Genomic DNA, 19,627 nt, shown 5'->3' on the forward strand with positions numbered 1-19,627 from the left:
AGCATGACCCGTGCTCAGCGAGACCCGCAGGGGCTCCGGCGCTGGCGCCTGGCGAGCATCGTGGTGTGTTCGGTCGGCATCGTCGCGGGCGTCTCGGTGATCGCGCTCACCCCCTACAGCAACTGGGGTGCGCTCGTCACCGGCGTGTTCGGTGCGGCCTCGGTCGGGATGTGGTGGCTGGGCACGGCGCGACCGCCCGGCGACGACGGCTGAGGGCTCAGCCCTCGTCGAGTTCGCGCGGCACGGTGATCGCGTCGACGAGCGCGCCGTTGCGCCACACCGTGATCTCGATGGGGCGGTCGATCGCATCCTCGACCATCAACTGCTGCACCGCCGTCGTGGTCACGACCTTCTGACCCGCGAGTTCGACGACGATGTCACCGCGACGGAGCCCCGCATCATCGGCGGGGCTCCCGGCGACGATGCCGGCGACCTGCAATCCGGTCGGCGAGCCGATGCGCGCGGTGAGCTCCGGCGAGAGCGGAACCTGCGCGCCCGCGATCCCGAGCCACGCCCGCCGCACCCTCCCCTTCGCCATCAGGGTCGCGATGATCTCGCGGGTCGTGCTGTTGATGGGAACGGCGAGGCCGACGCCGATTCCCGCGACGGCCGTGTTCACGCCGACCATCCGGCCCGCGCTGTCGGCGAGCACGCCGCCGCTGTTGCCGGGGTTGAGGGCGGCATCCGTCTGGATGACTTCGTCGATGACCCGTCCGGAGGGCGTGGGCAGCGAACGCCCGAGTGCGGAGACGATGCCGGCCGTGACGCTGCCGGCGAGCCCGAGCGGATTGCCGAGGGCGACCACGACCTGGCCGACGTGCAGGTGCGAGGCGTCACCGAACTCGACCGGCTCGGGAACGGACCCGCGCGCGTGCAGCACGGCGAGGTCGGAGAGCGTGTCGCGACCCACGACATCGACTTGCGTCGTGGTCCCGTCGCCGAAGGCGGCGTCGGCCGACCGCGACCCGACCACGACGTGGGCGCTCGTGAGGAGGAAGCCGTCGGCCGTGATCACGCTCGCGCTGCCGGCACCGGAGCCGCGGCTGCTGCGCACCGTGACGCTCGCGACGCTCGGGAGCACACGCGCGGCCACCGCGACGACGGTGCGCGAGTACGCGTCGAGCAGCCCGTCGTCGTCCATCGCAGGAACGCCGTTCTCGTCGTTCGACTCGGTCATGAGGATCACGAGCGTACGCCGCGCCCGGATGCCCGAAGCCCGCGTTCGCTCCCAGCTAAGCGTGTGCTCAGCGCGCGTCGATGCCACTCCTCAACGGCGCCATTGCGCAAGCCCCTAACGTGCCGGCGTTGCGCGGCGTACAACTCGGCAGATGAGAGCACTCACCTGGCAGGGAACCAAGCGCGTCGCAGTCGTGGACGCCCCCGACCCGCGCATCCAGCAGCCGACCGACATCGTGATCCGCATCACCTCGACGGCGATCTGCGGCTCCGACCTTCACCTGTACGACGTTCTCGGGCCGTTCCTGGCCTCGGGCGACATCCTGGGGCACGAGCCGATGGGCATCGTGGAGGAGGTCGGGTCCGACGTGCGCACGCTCAGCGTCGGCGACCGCGTCGTCATCCCGTTCGTGATCGCCTGCGGCGAATGCCACATGTGCCGCCTCGGCCTGACCACCCAGTGCGAGACCACGCAGAACCACGACCACGGCACCGGCGCGAGCCTCTACGGCTACACCGAGCTCTACGGCTCGGTCCCCGGAGGTCAGGCCGAGCGTCTGCGCGTTCCGCTCGCCGACTTCAACGCGCTCAAGGTGGGCACCGAGCTGCCGGATGACCGCTATCTGTTCCTCAGCGACATCCTGCCGACCGCGTGGCAGGGGGTCGAATATGCGAACGTGCCCGAGGGCGGCGTGCTCGGGGTCATCGGGCTCGGTCCGGTCGGCCAGTTCGCCAGCCGCATCGCCGTGCAACGCGGTCACCGTGTCGTCGCGGTCGACCCCGTACCGGAGCGGCGGGCCATGGCGGAGCGGCACGGCGTCGACACGTTCGACCTGAGCGACGACGCCGCGGACTGGCTGCGCGAAGCGACGGACGGGCGCGGCCCGGATGCCGTGATCGACGCGGTCGGGATGGAGGCGCACGGCAACCCGGGCACGGCGGCGGTGCAGTCGGCGGTCGGATTCCTGCCCGACGCGGTCGCGAAGAAGCTGATGACCACCGTCGGCGTCGACCGGCTCTCGGCCATGATGCTCGCGATCGACGCAGTGCGCCGCGGCGGGACCGTCTCGCTGAGCGGGGTCTACTCCGGCGTCGCCGATCCGATGCCGTTCATGACCATGTTCGACAAGCAGCTCGCGCTGCGGATGGGCCAGTGCAACGTGCAGAGCTGGCGCGCCGACATCCTGCCGCTCGTCGAAGACCCGAGCGATCCGCTCGGCACCGAAGACCTGGTGACCCACCGCGTAAGCCTCGAAGAGGCGCCGCGCATGTACGACCTGTTCCGGGACAAGGAGGACGGTTGCATCAAGGTCGTCCTCACCCCGTGAGTCCGGCGAACCTCACGCGCAGTCCTGCCGTCGTCACAGCCGATACGGGTGGCGACGGCACGGTCTACCTCCTCATCCACGGCATCGGGGTGAGCTCCCGCTATTTCGAGCGCCTCGTGCCGCGGCTCGCGCCGAACGGACGGGTCGTCACGATCGACCTGCCCGGCTTCGGGCGCGCACCGAAGCCGGACCGCCCGTACACGGTCGAGGACTTCGCCGAGGTAGTGGCCGACGTGGTCGATCGGCTCCGGCTCGGCTCCTGCGTCGTCGTCGGCCATTCGATGGGCTCGCAGGTCGCGACCCGGCTGGCGCTCCGGCGACCGGATGCGGTGGCGGCGCTCGCCCTCATCGGGCCGGTCATCGACGCGCGCGAACGCAGCGCCGTCGTCTCCGGGCTGCGACTGGCGCAGGACACCATCGGGGAGCGTCCGCGCGCGAACTGGCTGGTGCTCAGCGACTACCTGCGCTGCGGGCTGCCCTGGTACCTCGCTGTACTCCCCTCGATGCTCGCCTACCGCATCGAGGACGACCTGCGCGAGGTCACGGCACCCGTCACGCTCATCCGCGGCGCCGGAGACCCGATCGCGCGCACCGATTGGCTCCGGATGCTCGCCGAACGCGGCCCCGCGGCGACCGCTGTCGAGGTGGCGGGCGCCCGCCACCTGGTGATCCACTCTCACCCGGCCGAGACGGCGCGGCAGCTCCGCCTCCTCGCGCAGCCGGCGCACTGACGCGCCCCTGTGAGGGCCCGCGGGAGCCGAGGTGCCCTGAATCGTCGCCATTCGCGTGCCGTAACGACGATTCGGTGCACCTCAGCCTCGCCCGATGGGCATGCTGCTGCTGGCAGGATGGGGAGATGACCTCTGAGACCAGGGCCGACGACGGCCTCCGCTACGTCGAGCCTGCGGGCGTGCATCCGGAATCGCCGCTGCTCGGAGGCGACGTGACCGAGGGCGTGGTGCGCGTCGCGGACACTGTGCGCCGACCGGTCAGCGAGTCGTCCGAGCGGGTGCGGCGGGTTCTGGAGCACCTCGACGCGGCAGGGTTCGACGGCGCCCCGCGTTTCCTCGGGGTCGACGCCTCCGACCGGGATGTGCTCACGTTCGTCGAGGGCGAGGTCGCCGGCCGGCCGTGGCCGCTGTGGGTCGGAGACGAGGAGCGCGCGGTCAGCGTGGCCCGGCTGGTGCGACGCTACGACGACGCGGTCTCGACACTGGGCACACCCGAGTGGTCGCGCACTGCCCGTCCGTCCGACCCCGCGGGATGCCCTCCGCCCGTCGCCGGAGCACCGACCCTCATCGCCCACATGGACATCACGCCCGAGAACGTCGTGTTCCGCGACGGCCGGGCTCACGCACTGATCGACTTCGACCTCATCCGCCCGGCGACCCGCGTGGAAGAGCTCGTGAACCTTCTGCTCTGGTGGGCCGCCTGGATGCCGCCCGAGGACCGCTACCCGCCGCAGCAGGGGATCGACGCGGCACGCCGCGGCGCGGTCCTCCTCGACGCCTACGGCCTCGAGTCCGACGATCGCGCGCGGGTCGTCGACGTCGCGCGCAACGCTGCCGAGCGCTCCTGGCATCTCATGAAGCGCAACGCCGCAGAGCGCGGCGGCGGCTGGCAGCGGATGTGGGACGAGGGGGTCGGCGACCGCATCCTCCGCCGCGGCCAGTGGCTGACCGCGAACGCGTCGGCGTTGCACGCCGCGATCACCTGAGTGCTCAGGCGCCGGTGGGCGGCCCGATGATCAGTGGATGCTCCAGCGCGTCTTCGTCGAGCCGGAAGACGAGCTTGGTCGCGCGCTCCACCGCGTCGGAACCACCCGTCTCCCAGGCCCGGGCGAGCTCGCGGTACCCCGCGGCGATCTCCTCCCACGGCATGTCCATGCTCTGCACCACCACCGTGAGGTTGTAGCCGAGGGCGACCGCCGACTGCGCCACCAGGCGCCGCAGCGTCAGGTTGGGGTTCAGCTGGTTGACGCTCGCGAAGTACCGCGCGACGGTGTGGACGAAGGCGCGTCCGTCGTGCTCCTCGAGGTGACCGACCGAGACGTGCACCGCCTCGATCAGCCCGGCCCGGTCATCCGGCGTCGCGACCCGGTAGGCGAGCGTCGTCGCCCCGACGACGAGCACACCGATCGCCTGCAGGTAGTCGACGGCCTGCTCCGGCCGGGGACGAACGACCCTGGTGTGCGCCTGCGGCGCCGTCTCGATCAGTCCCTCGAGCGTCAGCGCGTAGAGCGCCTGGCGGATCGGAGTGCGCGAGATCTTGAGCCATCGCTGCAGCTCGGCATCGTCGAGCACTTCGCCCGGCTTGAGGTCACCGTCGAGGATCGCCTTCTGGATGGCGTCGTACGCCTGGTCGCGGATGAGCCGGCGCGGCTTGCGCTCCTCGGGCGCCGCAGGGATGGGCACGGCGGACCTCCTTCGTTCCGCCCAGCTTGCCAGATACGCCGCTCGGCGGGCGGGGTGCGGTTGGAGGTCTAGATTGTTGTTTCAATTTCAGCTAGATTGGGCGCTGCCGATGACCCCCCCCTTCGGCAGCGATGCGCATCGCACCTCAGTTCGACCTCGCCTCTTTCACGGAGAGCGAGCCGCCAGAGGACCCCGGGCTCCGACCGGCCTGGGGCTCTCTGGCCGGGTCGAGCGCCGCAGCCACGTCCTCGTCCACGAGCCCTGCGTTGATGGCGCCGGCGATCAACGCTCCAGCGCCGAGCGACACCGGGACGTTGGCCCGCGGGTCGACGACGTTGCCCACGGCCCAGACTCCCGGGATGCTCGTCCGCCCGTCCGCATCGACGGCGACCCAGCGCATCCCGCGCGCCTCGGTAGTGGCGGCCCCGAGAGCCAGCAGCAGTTCGTCACGCGGATGCATCGTCGGTCCGGTGAAGACGGCCCCGACCTCGACCACGGACCCGCCGACGAGTTCGACGCCGGTGAGGCGATCGTCACGATCGGTTCGGATGCGGGCGATCGCGCGCCGCTCGATACGGATGCCGCGCGCGAGCAGCCGGCGCGTCGCCTCGTCATCCGGGTCGCCCACGCCGTTGACGAAGTAGACGATCCGGTCGGACCACTGGCGCAGCAGCTGCGCCTGTTCGACACTCTGCGGCGAGGTGGCGACGATGCCGATCACGCCGTTGCGGCGCTCCCAGCCGTCGCAGTACGGGCAGACGACGACCCCGCGCCCCCACTGCTCGCGCAGCCCGTCGATGTCGGGCAGCTCGTCGCGCAGGCCGGTCGCCACGAGCAGGCGGCGTGCCCGCACGGCCCTACCCTCGACAGCCACCCGGATGCCGTCCCGTCCGACCGACGCCGTGGTCGCCTCCCCCGAGATGAACATACCGCCGTAGCCCTCGACCTCGGCCCGCCCGAGGCGCAGCAGCTCGGCCGGCGGCAGTCCGTCGTGCCCGAGCACGCCGTGCATGTGCGGCGCGAAGCGATTGCGCGGCTGACCGCCGTCGATCACGATCACCGAGCGGCGGGCGCGCACCAGCGCCAGAGCAGCGCTCAGCCCGGCCGGCCCTCCGCCCACGATCGCGATGTCGACGTCGGTCATGTGCGTCTCTGCAGTGTCGTTTCCCATGCTTCGACCCTGGCGTTAGGGCTGCAGTTCTGGCAAGCTTGGTTGCTGAAACAGCAAATTCCGAGAGACGGGGCGGCACCACGATGACCGATGACATCCGGGAGGTGCTCGCCACCGCGGGCGCACGCATCCGGGCCATTCGGGAGAGCCGCGCGCTGACCCTCTCCGCCGCAGCCGAGGCCAGCGGGATCTCGACGAGCACCCTCTCGAGACTCGAGTCCGGGAGCCGTCGCGCGACCCTCGAGCTCCTCCTGCCACTCGCCCGGCTCTACCGGGTGCCGCTCGACGATCTCGTCGGCGCGCCCGCGACGGGCGACCCGCGCGTGCATCCGCGCCCGGTGCTGCGCAACGGCGTGACGACCATCCCGCTCTCGCGCAGCGGCGGCGAATGGAGCGCGTTCAAGCAGATCCTTCCGCCGCGACCGGACGCCGAGTACACGCAGCGCGTTCACGAGGGGTGGGATTGGCTCTATGTGATCTCGGGTCGCCTGAAGCTGTGGCTCGGAGACGAGACCTTCGTTCTGGAGGAGGGCGAGGCGGCCGACTTCGACACCCGCACACCGCACGCGTTCGGCAACCCCGGCCCCGGTGTGCTCGAGGTGCTCTGCCTGTTCAACAGCCAGGGCCAGCGGATGCACGTGCGGGCGGCCGCCCCACCGCTCACGCAGGGCGCGCCGGCCTGAGCAGCCACCCGAGACCGTGCGACGACAACGGGAGAGGGCCCCGCGACGTCTCGCGGGGCCCTCGATCTCGGCCCGGTGACGGGCACTATCGGGCTGCTATACGGTACCCGGGCGCGCACGCTGGGTGAGCGCGACGAGCGAGCCGCCGAAGAGCCCGAACATGAGGCCGACTCCCATGGCGAAGAAGGAGACACCGAACGACACGACGGAGGTGAAGAGCGACGCCCGCAGGAAGGACGCGTTCATCACGGTCGCGCGGAGCGGGTCTTCCTTGTCGAGCTGGGCGTAGGTCTTGCCTTCAGAGGAGTGCAGCGCGTGCTCGTTGATGATGTTCGCCTCGGCGAGCGCGGTGAACGGGTCGGTGACGTTCGCTCCGGGGAACCACTCGGAGTCTGAGGCCACCGTGATGTGCTGGTCGGCGAGCTGACTGCTGACGACACCCCACACCACGCCGCCCGCGACGAGCATGACGACACCGGCGAGGATCGAGAGGAATCCGGTCCACCGGATGAACCGGTGCCGCGTGAGCCCTCGGGTGCCAGCAGAGGCGGTAGAAGTCGAAATGTCGGTCACAGGAAGACCCTTCGTCGGTAGTGGATTCTGTTCGCGTTCGTCGGCGAACGGAAGAAATTCTACGCTCTGTAGAAGTCGCGATCCGGGGTGTGGCGGCCGTGCAGCGACGGGTCCGCCGGACACGTGCGCATCTGCGGGCCGTCTACGTGCGAAGAGTGGCCCATCTACGTGCAACCGACGCGTCACTCCTCGGAAGCCCTGTGTTCAGGCACTTGTTGACCCCCGTTCGCGTGTCGTCTGCTCGACGCGCGTCACCCTCCCCTTGAATGGGATCGTGAGCGAGCGATGGGTAACACCAACGGGGAACGCCCCTCATGTCGGCGAGCGGGTGACCCTGGTGCGTTGGGTCCGCTCCCTCGACGGATGGGGGTCCGAGACGGTCAGAGGCCGGCATCAGCGCCTGGATGGCGACGAGTGGGTGATCGACGTCCTCGGCGAGGAGCGGCGACTGCCGCGCTCCGAGTGGTCGCACTGTCAGGAGTAGTCAGTTCGTGAGATCGTCCCGGAGCGTGTCGAGCAGGCGCAGGAACCGCGCCCGCTTCTCCGGGGTCCCGACGTCGCCGGCCGGCATCGTCAGCTCGATACCCGAACCGTAGACGACGTGGACGGTGACCCGCCCGGGCCACTCGACCTCGTCCTCATCGCTGATCGATCGACCGGTCGCGGTGATGTTGATGTACGCGAGTCCCCTGCGCGGATAGAGCCGCGCGCTGATCCGGGCCGCGTCACCGGGCGCAGGGATGTCGGCCGTTCCGAGCACAAGAGCACGCTCCGTGTACACGACGATCCGGAAGGCCAGCGTGCTGTCGTCGCGCTGGAGCCCCGCGTCGATGTAGGCGACGGGATCGTCGCCGACGGCGAGCGCGACGCCGGTCAGCAGCTTCTCATACCAGGCGGGCTCGGGGTCCCACAGGCTGGCGAGACCGCTCTCGGCGCGCAGAGCACCGTCGATCAGATCACGCACAGCGCTCAGGTCGGGTTGCGTCATGGGCTCCTCCTTGCCGGTCTCAGTGTGCGTCAGCATCCGACGATTCGGCAACACCGCCGGCCGGTTCGTAGCGTGAAGGATTGCCGGGACAGCCGGAGAGGACGGGCGAGGTCGCGCAGCGGCGGTGGGGAGCTCTACTGTCGGTGGTGGCGCATCCGCGATCACGACAGGTTCCACAGTCCGTGACGCCGCGCGGACGAAGAGAGGCCTCATGAGCACGGCGAGCACCACCGAGGTCGAACCGGTGCCGACCCGCGGCCTCCCGGTGCCGGCTCTCGCAGGCATGGTGGTCGGCTCGATGGTCGGAGCCGGCGTCTTCTCGCTGCCGAGCACCTTCGCCGCGGCCACGGGCGCGGTCGGTGCGGCCATCGCCTGGACGATCGCTGGGCTCGGGATGCTCACCCTGGTGTTCGTGTTCCAGCGCCTCGCCGTGCGAAAACCCGAGCTCGACGCCGGTATCTACGCATACGCCAAGGCGGGGTTCGGCGACTACGTCGGGTTCTTCTCCGCGTTCGGATACTGGGCGAGCGCCTGCGCCGGCAACGTCACGTACTGGGTGCTGATCGGCTCGACCCTCGGCGGGCTCTTCCCCGCGTTCGGCGCGGGCAACACGGTGGTGGCCGTCGCCGTCGCGACCGGTGGTCTCTGGCTGTTCCACTTCGTGATCACGCGCGGAGTGCGGCAGGCGGCGATCCTGAACTCCATCGTCACCGTGGCGAAGCTGCTGCCGCTGCTGCTCTTCGTGGTCGTCGTCGCGATCGCGGGGTTCAACTGGCAGACCTTCACTGCGAACCTCTGGGGCGGCGCCACTCCGGATGCCGGCGCACTGTTCGGACAGATCCAGTCGACGATGCTGGTGACCGTCTTCGTGTTCCTCGGCGTGGAGGGCGCGACCGTGTACTCGCGCTACGCCCGCTGCCGCCGCGACGTCGGGCGCGCGACGCTCCTGGGATTCCTGAGCGTTCTCGCGCTGTTCGTGCTGGTGAGCATCCTGTCGTTCGGGGTGCTGCCCCGCGGAGAGCTCGCGGGGCTGAGGCAGCCGTCGGTCGCCGGGGTGCTCGAGGCGATCGTGGGCCCGTGGGGCTACTGGTTCATCAGCATCGGCCTCATCGTCTCGGTGCTCGGCGCCTACCTCGCGTGGTCCCTGATGGCGGCCGAGGTGCTCTACACGGCCGCGAAGAGCGAGGATGCCCCACGGTTCCTCACCCGCACGACGAGACGCGGGGTGCCGATCGCGGCGATGCTCCTCACGACGACACTCGTGCAGGCGCTGCTGATCGTCACGATCTTCTCGAACGACGCCTTCGACTTCATGCTCAAGCTGTGCAGTTCGCTGGCGCTCATCCCGTATCTGCTCACGGCCGGCTACGCCCTGAAGCTCGAGACGCGGGCCGGCGACGACCCGGCCGGCCGCTCGCGGCGCGGCTTCGCGGTGGCGGCACTCGCGACGATCTACGCGCTGTTCCTCGTGATCGCCGGCGGGCCGACCTACCTGCTTGTGTCGTTCATCATCTATGCGCCCGGCACCGTGCTCTACGTCATCGCGCGACGCGAACGCGGGCTGCGCGTCTTCACGCGCTGGGAGCTGGTGATCTGCATCGCCGCGATCGCCCTGGCGGCGGCCGCCGTGGTGGCACTGGCCACAGGGGCGATCGTCATCTGACCCGGCACCGATCGCCGGTGCGGACGCGCGACGCACGGCGAAAAGACGCCGCTTAAATGGTCGAGCGGGCGCGCCGAAGCACGCCCGCTCGCCGTTGAGGCCCCAGGGGTCGGTAAGGGCCTCGTTTCGGGGGTTGTGGACTCCCAGGTCTAGATGGTCGTGTCGTCGACGTCCGTCGAGCGGCGCGTGACACGCTCGCCCGAGACGGGGTCGACACCCTGGCGCGTCGTCGAAACTGCAGTGCGACGACGCGTGATCAGGACGATACCCAGGATGATTCCGACGACGCCGGCGGCCATGAGGATGTAGCCGACGAGGTGGAGATCGATCCAGGACACCTGCACGTTGAGCGCGAAGGCGAGGATGGCGCCGACGACGAAGAGCACGATTCCGGTTCCGAGGCTCATGAGCTTCCCTTCCTTGTCGTTCTGTTGTCGTTCGTCAGGCCGTCCTCAGACTCGACGGCTTCCGGTGAGCATCCGCACCAGCCACACGACCACTGCAATGACGAGCAGCACGATGCCGACCCAGAGCAGGAAGTTGAGGGACGAGACGAAGCCTCCGGTGAGAAGCAGGATGATCGCGATGATCGCGATGACGATCAGGAGAATGTTCATTGTGGGGAACTCCTTCTTATGCGGATCGCGGTTGCGATCCGTCAGCGCACCCATGCAACAACTAGTTCACGAAACTAGCAAGTGGGGAGAGGGGCATAGAAATCTCATGGAAATCGGAGTAAGGGTCTAGGCCTTGCTGTCGTCGATCTCGTCGACCGCCGAACGCATCCGGTCAAGGAATCGCGTGACCACCTGCATTTCTTCCGGACTGAGCGACTCCGCCGCCAGGATGACCTGCGAGTGCGTGTCGCCGACAGCATCCCGGATGCCCGGATCGTCGGCCTTGAGAGGGATGATCTCCACCGAGCGGCGGTCGGTGCGGCTCGCCCGCCGCTGCACGTAGCCTCCGCGCACGAGGCGCCCGATGAGCGCCGACGTGGACGCGGTCGAGATGCCGAGGTAGTGCGCGATGTCCTTGGCGTTGGTGACCGTGCCGGTCTGGTCGTTCGCCAGGATGAATCGCAGCGCGAGGAAGTCGTTCTCGCTCATGTTCATCGTGACGCCCTTGCGCCTGCGCATCGCCGCTTCGGCGGCGCGGTAGGCGCGCAGTGCGTTCAGCACGGCGTGGGTTCCCGGCGAGTCGGGGAACCCTCCGGCGTCGCCTGGAGGAGGTGGAGCGTCTGTCACGCCATCCATTCAAGACCCGAAATCGCTAGTTAATCTAGGTATTCCCTGTGACTGTGCGATCGGCCCGGAGGCGTCTACAGTGGTCCGGACTCTAGGGCTCACGAAAGGAGCACCACGATCGACCACCCGACCGGACGCGTGTTCGGTGCACGGTTCCAACTCGTCCGCGTGATCGGACGCGGGGGTATGGCCACCGTCTACAGCGCGCAGGACCTGCAGCTCGATCGGGCCGTCGCCGTCAAGGTGTTCGCGGCAGGCGAGGCCAGCGACGATGCACGCCGCCGCGCCGAGACCCAGCTGCTCGCCCGGCTCAACCACCCGAACCTGGTGACCCTCTTCGATGCGCACCTCGCGGCGTCCGACGCCGACGAGGATCCCAGCTACCTGGTGATGGAACTGGTCGACGGACCGAGCCTGCGCGACGAGCTGAAGCGCGGTCCGCTGCCGGCTCCTGAGGTCGCCGCGCTGGCGGTCGAACTCGCTGAGGCACTCGTGGCCGTGCACGCGGCCGGGGTGGTGCACCGCGATCTGAAGCCGGCGAACATCCTGCTCGCGCTCACCGGCCTGCCGTCGGTGCCCTACCGAGGCAAGCTCGCCGACTTCGGCATCGCCCATCTCGTGGGATCGGAGAGGATCACGAGCAACGGCATCGTGATCGGCACGGCCGCCTACCTGAGCCCCGAGCAGGCCCACGGCGCCGAACCCGGCCCGCCGGCCGACATCTACTCCCTCGGCCTCGTGCTCATCGAGGCGCTGACCGGAAACCGCGCCTTCCCGGGGACCGCTGCCGAGTCGCTTGGCGCCCGGGTGGTGCGCGATCCGCTGGTGCCATCGAACCTCCCGCCCGCGTGGGCGGAGCTGCTCACCGCGATGACGGCGCGCCCGCCGGAGGCACGACCGGATGCGCTCGAGGTCGCCGTACGGGCGAGGGAGCACGCCGCCGAGCTGGACGGGTGGGCGCCCGGAGCGGATGAGACGGCGCCCGCGACGGTCGTGGCGGGCGCCGCAGGTGCGGGTGTTGCCGCGGTTGCCGCGCCGGATGACCCGACGCTCCTGCTCACACAGGCGTCGGCCCCGCCGCCGATTGCGGAGCCGCCCGCCAGGCGTCCGCGCCGCGGACTCATCGGCGCCATCGTCGCCGTCGCCGTGGTCGCTGTCGCTGTCGCGGCGGTGATCGGCGTCGGCGCGTGGATCGGCGCCAACGCGCCCGCCGCCGGCCCCTCGCACACACCGTCGCAGACCGTGGCACCCGTCGCCCCCGTGAGCAGCACGCCCCCGAGCCCACGGCCGACCCCGTCGGTCACGACACCGCCGGCGTCCACTCCCGCGACGCCCACCACGACACCGAGCGACAAGGGAAACGGGAAGGGCAACGGGAAGCCCGGGAACGACGACGGCCCCGGCCCCGGGAAGGGCAAGGTCAAGAAGGACAAGGGCTGACGCCCCGACCGTGCTATCGCGGTGTTACGACTCCGGTGCTACGAGTCCTTGCCGACCGCGGGCTCACCGACGAACTGGTGGGCTTCGCTCGCCAGTTCGGGCCAGTCCTCGGTGTCGCCGACGCGTGCCCAGGCGCCCCGCGCTTCGACCACGCCGGCGGATCCCGGCTCGGCGACGCCGCGCTCGATGAGGTCGGCCGTGCGTTCGGCGGGCAGATCGACCACGAGCGCGTCTCCGTCGAGGCGCGCGAAGAGCCGACCATGCACGTACAGAGCGCCTTCCGTGGCCGCGACGTCGTCATCCGGGTCTTGCAGCAGTTCTTCCAGCAGGCCTTCGAAGGCGATTTCGGCGCGTTCGCTCACGTGATCCTCCTCTGTGGGTGAGTGCCACAGTAGCCCACACCGGCGCACACGGGGATGATGGGCAGATGAACCCTGTCGACGCGCTCAACGAGATCGCCTTCTGGCTGGAACGCGAGCTGGCGCCCAGCTTCAAGGTGCAGGCGTTCCGGCGTGCGGCGGCGATCATCGCCTCCCTCGATCCGGATGAGCTGCAGCGTCGCGCAGACGACGGCCGCCTCAAGCGCACCAAGGGGATCGGCGACCGCACGTACCAGGTGATCACCCAGGCGCTCGAGGGGCGCGTCCCCGACTACCTGGCCGGCCTGCGCGAGTCGGGTGCGCATCCGCTGGCCGATGGCGGGGGCGACGTGCTCGCCGCGCTGCGAGGCGATCTGCACAGTCACAGCGAGTGGTCCGACGGCGGCACACCGATCGAGCTGATGGCGTCGGCGGCGCAGGCGCTCGGTCGCGAATACCAGGCGATCACGGACCACTCGCCGAACCTGAAGGTCGCCAACGGCCTCGATGCCGAACGACTGACCGAGCAGCTCGCGCTCGTCGAACGGCTCGACGCCGAAGCGGGCGACGGCTTCGCGCTGCTGACCGGCATCGAGGTCGACATCCTCGAATCGGGCGAACTCGACCAGACACCCGAGCTCCTCGGCCGCCTCGACGTCGTCGTCGCGAGCGTGCACTCCAAGCTGCGGTCGGACCGCGCGACCATGACGCGCCGGATGCTCGCAGGCATCCGGGATCCGAACACGAACGTGCTCGGGCACGTCACCGGACGCCTCGTGGAGGGCTCACGCGGAACGCGGCCGCCCTCGGAATTCGACGCGGCAGCGGTGTTCGCCGCCTGCGCCGAAAACGATGTCGCGGTCGAGATCAATTCGCGTCCGGAGCGTCAGGACCCGCCCGACGACCTCATCGCCCTCGCCCTCGACGCCGGCTGCGTGTTCAGCATCGACACGGATGCGCACGCCCCCGGCCAGCTCGACTTCTTGCAGTACGGGGCGGCACGCGCGGCATCCAACGGGGTGCCGCTCGACCGGATCGTGACGACGTGGCCGCTCGACCGCCTGCTGGACTGGCTCGGCTCACCGCGCAACCGCTGACCCGCCCGGACCGCGACTGCTGACCCCCAGACACAGAGGAAGGGTGAGACCCGTGGACGGAGTCTCACCCTTCTCTCGACGCGGCACGCGATCGGCAGGCGCCGCGCACGGCACGTGGATCAGTGCTTGAACGCGTCCTTGACGTTCTCGCCGGCCTGCTTGACGTCGGACTTGGCCTGGTCGGCCTTGCCCTCCGCGACCTTCTCGTCGTTGCCGGTGGCGTGGCCCACTGCTTCCTTGGCCTTGCCCTTGACGTCTTCAGCGGCGTTCTCGATCTTGTCCGATGCACCCATGTGATGTCCTTTCCCCGTTGCCCGGTTCGGCAACCGTGCTTTCGCGTTGCCCGGAGCGACAACACTGGGGAACGTACGCCGTGCATCCGGGTGTCTCTATGGGGTAGACGAACCTTTCGGCAAGTGCACGGGTTCGCCGGAGTTCCGGCCGAATCGCACATCCGGAGCGCGCATGTCAACCCCCGCGCTCCGATGCGCGGGCTCCCGGATCGTTCTCTACACTGGCGAGCGGAGGCATGATGGCAGCGTTATCGGAGCCGACCGTTCCTGCGTTGCTCGGCCGGTACCGACCGGAGAGCCTCGTCGGCCGGGGAGGCATGGCGACGATCTTCCGTGCCCGGGACGAGATCCTGGGGCGCGAGGTCGCACTGAAGGTCTTCCGCTCCGGCGGGCAGGCCGATATGGAGCAGCACCACACGGAGCTGAGCGCTCTCGCGCGCCTCAGTCACCACGGCATCGTGTCGCTGATCGATGCGGGCGTCGACTACTCGGCACCGGATGACCCCCGTCCGTTCCTCGTCATGGAGCTCGTCTCCGGTTCCGACCTCGCGACCACGCTCGCCCAGCGCCGGCTGTCGGTGCGGGAGATCAGCGAGATCGCCTTCGACCTCGCCGAAGCGCTCGAGTACGTGCACGCGCAGGGCGTCATCCACCGCGACATCAAGCCGTCCAACGTCATGCTCGTCGAGTACGGCACGTCGGCCTTCCGCGCCCGCGCCCGGCTCACCGACTTCGGCATCGCGGTCGACACGTCGGAGCCGCATCCCGACGAGTCGGGCGTCACCACCGGCACCGCCGCCTACCTCAGCCCGGAGCAGGCCTCGCATCAGCAGGCGACGACGGCGAGCGACATCTACTCGCTCGGTCTCGTGCTGCTCGAATGCTTCACCGGCTCGATCGCGTTCCCGGGCGGCATCGTCGACTCGGCACTGGCCCGGCTGCAGAACGACCCGCCGATCCCGCCTGACCTCCCGGACGACTGGAGCGTGCTTCTCACCCGGATGACCGCGCGCGAGCCGGCCGACCGGCCGGATGCCGCCGAGCTGGCCCTGGCGTTCCGCGAGGCGGTCATCGCCGCGGTCGGCAGGCACCGTCAGCCGGAGGCGTAGCGCCGGGAGCGTAGCGCCGGGGAACTGCTTCGCTGTCACACGGATGCGGGCGCCGGCCGCCGAGCGGTAGCGTCGTGCGGTGGACATCACCGACTGGATCGAACACCGCCGCCACGACGGAGAGCTCGTGGGCTGGATGCGCCCGGAGGGGGAGTCGTTCGTGCCGGTCGACCTGCTCGGGCGCGACGTGAGCGCGGCGACGGACTGGCTGTCGGCGGAGGAGCAGCTCGAGGAGCGCGGCCTCGGCTTCCTCGCGGAGCCGTACCTGCTCGAGCTCGAGGACGGCGAGCGCAGGCGCGTGCGGATCACGGAGGTCAGCACCGAGGGCATCCGGCTGCTGAACGACGAGTTCGGCGCGGCCAGCGCTGTCGGGGCGCCCCGGATCGAGTACACGCTGGCCTGGCCGGCCCCGGCGCACCTGCGCCCGCTGCGCTGACGCGCCGCGTCGCCTCGGGCATCCCGATGGTGAACACTCATCGGTCCAGTACTGGCGAACGACGGCGAAACAGAGTTCGCTGGGTGCGCGGGCACGGCGGTGCAGGAGGAAGGGAGTCCGGATGACGGACGGACCGGCACGACAGGCGGGGGCGGCAGCCGCCGTCGCGCAGGACTGGGGCCGTCGCGGCTTGGGACTGCTGCGGCGAGCGGGCGTTGTGGCGGCCGACTACGAGTACGCCATCCGGCACCAGGTGCGCGCCGAGTTCGACCGCGGCACCCCGGAGGCGCTCGTGGAGATCGAGGGCGATCGCGCGCCGGTCGTGCTCCTGCCCGGCATCTTCGAGACGTGGCGCTTCCTGCGGCCGCTCGCGCGGCACGTGCACGAGAGCGGGCATCCGGTCCACGTGATCACCGCGCTCGAGCGCAACCTCGGCTCGATCGCCGACGGCGCCCGCACGGTCGCGGAGTACCTGGAGCGGCACGATCTGCGCGACGTCACGATCGTGGCGCACAGCAAGGGCGGCCTCATCGCCAAGCAACTGCTCGGGATCCCCGAGGTGACCGGTCGCGTGCGGCTGCTCGTCGCGGTGTGCACGCCGTTCTCCGGATCGACCCTGGCGCGGTTCGTGCCGTTCCAGAGCGTGCGGTCGCTGCAGCCGTCGGACGAAGCCCTGCGGCAGCTGGCCCTCGCGTCGGATGCGAACGCCCGGATCGTCTCCGTCTCCGGGTGGTTCGACCCGCACATCCCGAACGGCAGCGCGCTCGACGGCGCGCGGAATGTGCAGCTGCCGGTCGGCGGTCATTTCCGCATCCTGGCCAGCGCGGAACTCTTCGCGCTCATCGACGACTGCCTCGGCGACCCGGAACGCCCCGACGAGCAGGACGGCGAGCAGGACGGCGAGCAGGGCGGCGATCCCGCAGGCTAGGCCGGACGTTCCATGTCGACGATCCAGTCGAAGGCCACCGGCAGTGCACCGAGCACCGAGATGTGTCCCTCGCGCGGGCGCAGCCAGAGCTCGGCGCGCGGCAGGCGTCCGAGCATCCACTGGGCGTGCGCGGCCGGCACGACACGGTCGAGGCCGCCCTGCACGAGCAGCACGGGCGCCTCGATCTCGGCGAGCTCCACGCCCCAGTCGTTCACGTAGGCTACGTCGTCGTCGATCTCGCCGCCCGGTCCCGCGCCTCCCGCCCGTCCCGCGTCGGCGCCGAGCACGCCCCAGGCACCCTCGAGTGCCGTCCAGTCGGCGCCGACGAAGCTGCTCTCGTCGAACTCGGCGGTCTCGGCGAACCGCGCGCGGGCGTCCCTGCTCTCGCGCGCAGACCGGAGGGCGGCGTCCGCCGCCATCCCGTCGAACCAGCCGATCTCGTCGGTGTACGGGGCGACCGCGGCGAGCGCCACGACGGCGAACACGCGGTCGGGAGCCAGGCCGGCGCAGGCGAGCGCATGCGACCCGCCACCGGACGCCCCGACGGTCGCGAACTTCCGGATGCCCAGCGCATCCGCGACCGCGAGCACGTCGCGCGCCGCAGCGGCGATCGAGCGACCCGGCAGCGGCGAGCTCCCCTCGTACGACGGGCGCGTGACCGAGACGATCCGGATGCCCCGCTCGGCGGCCGCCTCCACCACCGGCGCGAGGAGCCGGCCGGTCTGCGGCGTCCCGTGGTGCCAGAACGCGGTGAGACCACCGCCGCCGGGCGCGGCGCCGACCGGCCCGGTGTCGTAGTACCGCACCGCGCGATCGCCGACCGTCAGTTCCGCCCCGTCGTCCATCCGCCACCTCGTCGTCGTAGTATTCCCCCGACGTTATCGCTGAAGGCCGTCGGAGGGCACGGATGAACGACAGCAGCACGGAATCGCTCTCGGCGCTCGCGCCCCTGCGGGTCACGATCTTCCGCGCGCTGTGGATCGCCTCGGTCGTCAGCAGCATCGGCACGTGGATGCAGACCGTCGGCGCCCAGTGGCTGCTGGTGGAGCAGCCGAACGCGACCGCGCTCGTGCCACTCGTGCAGGCGGCGTCCGCGCTGCCGTTCCTCGTGCTCGGCCTGCCCTCGGGCGTGCTCGGCGAGTTCCTCAACCGGCGCAGCCTGCTGATCGCGGTTCAGGCGTTCCAGGTGGTCGTCGGCCTGCTGCTCACCGTGCTGACCTGGCTGGGGGCGATGCCGCCGAGCCTGCTGCTGACCCTCACGTTCCTGCTCGGCGCCGGCAGCGCGGTGCAGCTCCCGGCGTATCAGGCGCTCGTCCCCGAGCTGGTGCCCCGCGCGCAGATCGCGAACGCCGCCGCGCTCAGTTCCATCGGCGTCAACGTCGCCAGGGCCATCGGGCCTGCCGTCGCCGGAGCGCTCATCGCGTTCATCGGGGTTCCCGCCGTGTTCCTGATCGACACGGCCACGTTCGTACTGTTCCTCGTGATCCTGCTGGGGTGGCGCGGCTACCATCCCCCGCCGCAGCGTGCCGAGCCGTTCGTCGACGCCACGCGCGCGGGCATCCGGTACGTCTGGAACGCGGGCGTTGTGCGGCGCATCATCATCTGCCTCGCGCTCTTCGTGATCCCGGCCAACGCGATGTGGGCGCTGCTTCCGCTGGTCGCCGAGGGGCGGTTGCACTTGGACGCCGGCGGCTACGGCCTGCTCCTCACCGCACTCGGCGTGGGCGCCATCGGCGGGTCCCTGCTGCTGCCGCGCATCCGGGCCCGCTGGGGTCTCAACACGCTCACGCTCGTCGCGTCCGCGATCTACGGGATCGGGATGCTCGTCCTCGCGTTCGACGCGCCGCTGCTGCTGATCATCCCCGTGCTGGTCGTGATCGGCGTCGCCTGGATCGGGGTCGTCGCGTCGCTGAACGGCGCGGTGCAGGCGTTCCTGCCGGTCTGGGTGCGTACCCGCGGCGTCTCCGTGTACCAGCTGGTGTTCTTCGGGAGCACGGCGGCCGGCGCCATCCTGTCGGGCATCCTGGCGCAGGTGTTCGGGATCCCGGCGGTCATCGTCGGAGCGTCCGTCATCATCGTCGCGGCCGCCGCGTCGCAGCTGATCTGGCCGCTGATCCGCACGGAGGGCATGGACCGGTCGACCGCGCCGCTGCCGCTGAGCGAGCTGCCGGGCGTCCCCGTCGGCGACGAGTCCGACGAGGCGGCGACGCTGGTGCTGCTCACCTACGTCATCCCGCTGGAGAAGCAGGCGGACTTCCTCGACACGATGCGGATGCTCGAGCGCAGCCGCCGGCGCACGGGCGCGCGGCACTGGGTGCTGTACCGCAGCCGCGACGCGGAGAACACCTACCTCGAGGAGTTCAGCACCGGATCGTGGCGGGAGCACCTGGCCCAGCACGAGGACCGCCAGACCCAATACGACCTCGACCTCGTGCGCGCAGCGTCGGCGTTGTCGTCGGAGCCCGTCGTCGTCCGGCACTACACCGCCGCCGAGGGCGCGTGAGGAGCCGAGGGCGCATGAGGAGCCGAGGGCGCATGGCGAGCCGAAGCGGCGTAGCGCACGTTTTCTGCGTCAAAGCACTGAATGGCGCACGATTCAATCGCCGAACGGAGCCTTGCGCTCGCAAATGTGCATTCGCGCATCCGGATGTGGCAGCCTGTCGTAGCCGCACCCGCCGTCGCCGCAGCCACCAGCCGTCGCACGCGCCGCGCGGCCCAGAGAGGA

At 70.3% G+C, this 19,627-nt stretch carries 24 protein-coding genes; 13 read left to right on the forward strand and 11 right to left on the reverse strand.

Translation table 11 applies throughout. The features are described from left to right. The first annotated feature begins 3 nt into the window (after positions 1-3). Positions 4-213 (forward strand): hypothetical protein, encoded by a 210-nt coding sequence (locus PKE84_RS12195; protein WP_271177521.1) that lies wholly within the window; start codon positions 4-6, stop codon positions 211-213. A gap of 4 nt (positions 214-217) precedes the next feature. Here PKE84_RS12195 and PKE84_RS12200 read toward each other — a convergent pair whose 3' ends face one another. Then, on the reverse strand, positions 218-1,177 hold the full coding sequence (locus PKE84_RS12200) for a S1C family serine protease (protein WP_271177522.1): 960 nt from the start codon (positions 1,175-1,177) through the stop codon (positions 218-220). A gap of 151 nt (positions 1,178-1,328) precedes the next feature. On the opposite strand from PKE84_RS12200, the gene PKE84_RS12205 reads away from it, so the two are divergent. From PKE84_RS12205 to PKE84_RS12215, 3 genes are all read left to right on the forward strand, one after another. Further along, positions 1,329-2,504 (forward strand): alcohol dehydrogenase catalytic domain-containing protein, encoded by a 1,176-nt coding sequence (locus PKE84_RS12205; protein ID WP_271177523.1) that lies wholly within the window; start codon positions 1,329-1,331, stop codon positions 2,502-2,504. Continuing rightward, the gene (locus PKE84_RS12210; RefSeq protein ID WP_271177524.1) at positions 2,501-3,235 is read left to right on the forward strand and encodes an alpha/beta fold hydrolase; all 735 of its coding nucleotides are present in this window, start codon (positions 2,501-2,503) and stop codon (positions 3,233-3,235) included. The genes PKE84_RS12205 and PKE84_RS12210 overlap by 4 nt, the downstream gene beginning before the upstream one ends. Positions 3,236-3,360: 125 nt before the next feature. Next, entirely contained in the window at positions 3,361-4,221 is an 861-nt protein-coding gene (locus tag PKE84_RS12215; protein WP_271177525.1) for a phosphotransferase, read from the forward strand. A 4-nt stretch (positions 4,222-4,225) separates the two neighbouring features. Here PKE84_RS12215 and PKE84_RS12220 read toward each other — a convergent pair whose 3' ends face one another. Together PKE84_RS12220 and PKE84_RS12225 are read right to left on the reverse strand one after the other, a co-directional pair. Further along, positions 4,226-4,918, reverse strand: coding sequence for a GntR family transcriptional regulator (locus PKE84_RS12220; protein ID WP_271177526.1), 693 nt, complete (start codon positions 4,916-4,918; stop codon positions 4,226-4,228). 145 nt (positions 4,919-5,063) lie between these two features. Next, the gene (locus PKE84_RS12225) at positions 5,064-6,089 is read right to left on the reverse strand and encodes an NAD(P)/FAD-dependent oxidoreductase (RefSeq protein ID WP_271177527.1); all 1,026 of its coding nucleotides are present in this window, start codon (positions 6,087-6,089) and stop codon (positions 5,064-5,066) included. An 83-nt stretch (positions 6,090-6,172) separates the two neighbouring features. On the opposite strand from PKE84_RS12225, the gene PKE84_RS12230 reads away from it, so the two are divergent. Then, positions 6,173-6,772, forward strand: a complete 600-nt coding sequence (locus tag PKE84_RS12230) for a helix-turn-helix domain-containing protein (RefSeq protein WP_271177528.1) — start codon at positions 6,173-6,175, stop codon at positions 6,770-6,772. Positions 6,773-6,868: 96 nt separating this feature from the next. Here the strand turns inward: PKE84_RS12230 and PKE84_RS12235 are convergent, their stop codons facing one another. Further along, complete coding sequence (locus PKE84_RS12235; protein ID WP_271177529.1) at positions 6,869-7,345, reverse strand: aromatic ring-opening dioxygenase LigA; 477 nt, start codon at positions 7,343-7,345, stop codon at positions 6,869-6,871. A 274-nt stretch (positions 7,346-7,619) separates the two neighbouring features. On the opposite strand from PKE84_RS12235, the gene PKE84_RS12240 reads away from it, so the two are divergent. Next, positions 7,620-7,829, forward strand: coding sequence for a hypothetical protein (locus PKE84_RS12240; protein WP_271177530.1), 210 nt, complete (start codon positions 7,620-7,622; stop codon positions 7,827-7,829). Here the strand turns inward: PKE84_RS12240 and PKE84_RS12245 are convergent, their stop codons facing one another. Further along, positions 7,830-8,333, reverse strand: a complete 504-nt coding sequence (locus PKE84_RS12245) for a hypothetical protein (protein ID WP_271177531.1) — start codon at positions 8,331-8,333, stop codon at positions 7,830-7,832. It abuts the gene before it with no gap. Between the two features lie 211 nt (positions 8,334-8,544). On the opposite strand from PKE84_RS12245, the gene PKE84_RS12250 reads away from it, so the two are divergent. Continuing rightward, positions 8,545-9,996: a basic amino acid/polyamine antiporter gene (locus tag PKE84_RS12250; RefSeq protein ID WP_271177532.1), complete on the forward strand. Its 1,452-nt coding sequence runs from the start codon at positions 8,545-8,547 to the stop codon at positions 9,994-9,996. A 149-nt stretch (positions 9,997-10,145) separates the two neighbouring features. On the opposite strand, the gene PKE84_RS12255 is transcribed toward PKE84_RS12250, so the two are convergent. From PKE84_RS12255 to PKE84_RS12265, 3 genes are all read right to left on the reverse strand, one after another. After that, on the reverse strand, positions 10,146-10,403 hold the full coding sequence (locus tag PKE84_RS12255) for a DUF6458 family protein (protein WP_271177533.1): 258 nt from the start codon (positions 10,401-10,403) through the stop codon (positions 10,146-10,148). 45 nt (positions 10,404-10,448) lie between these two features. Next, the gene (locus PKE84_RS12260; RefSeq protein WP_271177534.1) at positions 10,449-10,613 is read right to left on the reverse strand and encodes a hypothetical protein; all 165 of its coding nucleotides are present in this window, start codon (positions 10,611-10,613) and stop codon (positions 10,449-10,451) included. Positions 10,614-10,739: 126 nt separating this feature from the next. Beyond that, positions 10,740-11,240, reverse strand: coding sequence for a MarR family winged helix-turn-helix transcriptional regulator (locus PKE84_RS12265; protein WP_271177535.1), 501 nt, complete (start codon positions 11,238-11,240; stop codon positions 10,740-10,742). Between the two features lie 138 nt (positions 11,241-11,378). On the opposite strand from PKE84_RS12265, the gene PKE84_RS12270 reads away from it, so the two are divergent. Then, positions 11,379-12,680 carry a serine/threonine-protein kinase gene (locus PKE84_RS12270; protein WP_271177536.1) on the forward strand — a complete coding sequence of 434 codons (1,302 nt, stop codon included), beginning with the start codon at positions 11,379-11,381 and terminating at the stop codon, positions 12,678-12,680. A 38-nt stretch (positions 12,681-12,718) separates the two neighbouring features. Here the strand turns inward: PKE84_RS12270 and PKE84_RS12275 are convergent, their stop codons facing one another. After that, positions 12,719-13,042, reverse strand: a complete 324-nt coding sequence (locus PKE84_RS12275; protein WP_271177537.1) for a hypothetical protein — start codon at positions 13,040-13,042, stop codon at positions 12,719-12,721. Positions 13,043-13,107: 65 nt separating this feature from the next. Here PKE84_RS12275 and PKE84_RS12280 point away from each other — a divergent pair, with 65 nt between their 5' ends. Beyond that, positions 13,108-14,136 (forward strand): PHP domain-containing protein, encoded by a 1,029-nt coding sequence (locus PKE84_RS12280; protein WP_271177538.1) that lies wholly within the window; start codon positions 13,108-13,110, stop codon positions 14,134-14,136. A gap of 119 nt (positions 14,137-14,255) precedes the next feature. Here PKE84_RS12280 and PKE84_RS12285 read toward each other — a convergent pair whose 3' ends face one another. Beyond that, positions 14,256-14,429: a CsbD family protein gene (locus PKE84_RS12285; protein ID WP_271177539.1), complete on the reverse strand. Its 174-nt coding sequence runs from the start codon at positions 14,427-14,429 to the stop codon at positions 14,256-14,258. Between the two features lie 236 nt (positions 14,430-14,665). Between PKE84_RS12285 and PKE84_RS12290 the strand changes: the two genes are divergently transcribed. The 3 genes from PKE84_RS12290 to PKE84_RS12300 all read left to right on the forward strand — a co-directional run bounded on the left by PKE84_RS12290 (position 14,666) and on the right by PKE84_RS12300 (position 16,902). After that, positions 14,666-15,538, forward strand: coding sequence for a serine/threonine-protein kinase (locus PKE84_RS12290; protein WP_271177540.1), 873 nt, complete (start codon positions 14,666-14,668; stop codon positions 15,536-15,538). Positions 15,539-15,617: 79 nt separating this feature from the next. Continuing rightward, a complete protein-coding gene (locus PKE84_RS12295) occupies positions 15,618-15,974 on the forward strand; it encodes a hypothetical protein (protein WP_271177541.1) in 357 nt (118 codons plus the stop codon). 121 nt (positions 15,975-16,095) lie between these two features. Next, positions 16,096-16,902, forward strand: a complete 807-nt coding sequence (locus tag PKE84_RS12300) for an esterase/lipase family protein (RefSeq protein ID WP_271177542.1) — start codon at positions 16,096-16,098, stop codon at positions 16,900-16,902. Here PKE84_RS12300 and PKE84_RS12305 read toward each other — a convergent pair. Then, on the reverse strand, positions 16,899-17,747 hold the full coding sequence (locus PKE84_RS12305; protein ID WP_271177543.1) for an alpha/beta fold hydrolase: 849 nt from the start codon (positions 17,745-17,747) through the stop codon (positions 16,899-16,901). The two genes, PKE84_RS12300 and PKE84_RS12305, sit on opposite strands and share 4 nt — an antisense overlap. Positions 17,748-17,809: 62 nt before the next feature. Here PKE84_RS12305 and PKE84_RS12310 point away from each other — a divergent pair, with 62 nt between their 5' ends. Beyond that, on the forward strand, positions 17,810-19,405 hold the full coding sequence (locus PKE84_RS12310) for an MFS transporter (protein ID WP_271177544.1): 1,596 nt from the start codon (positions 17,810-17,812) through the stop codon (positions 19,403-19,405). The last annotated feature ends 222 nt before the right edge of the window (positions 19,406-19,627 follow it).

Origin of the sequence: Leifsonia poae, from assembly GCF_027921845.1 — a bacterium.
Classification (GTDB): Bacteria; Actinomycetota; Actinomycetes; order Actinomycetales; family Microbacteriaceae; genus Leifsonia; species Leifsonia poae.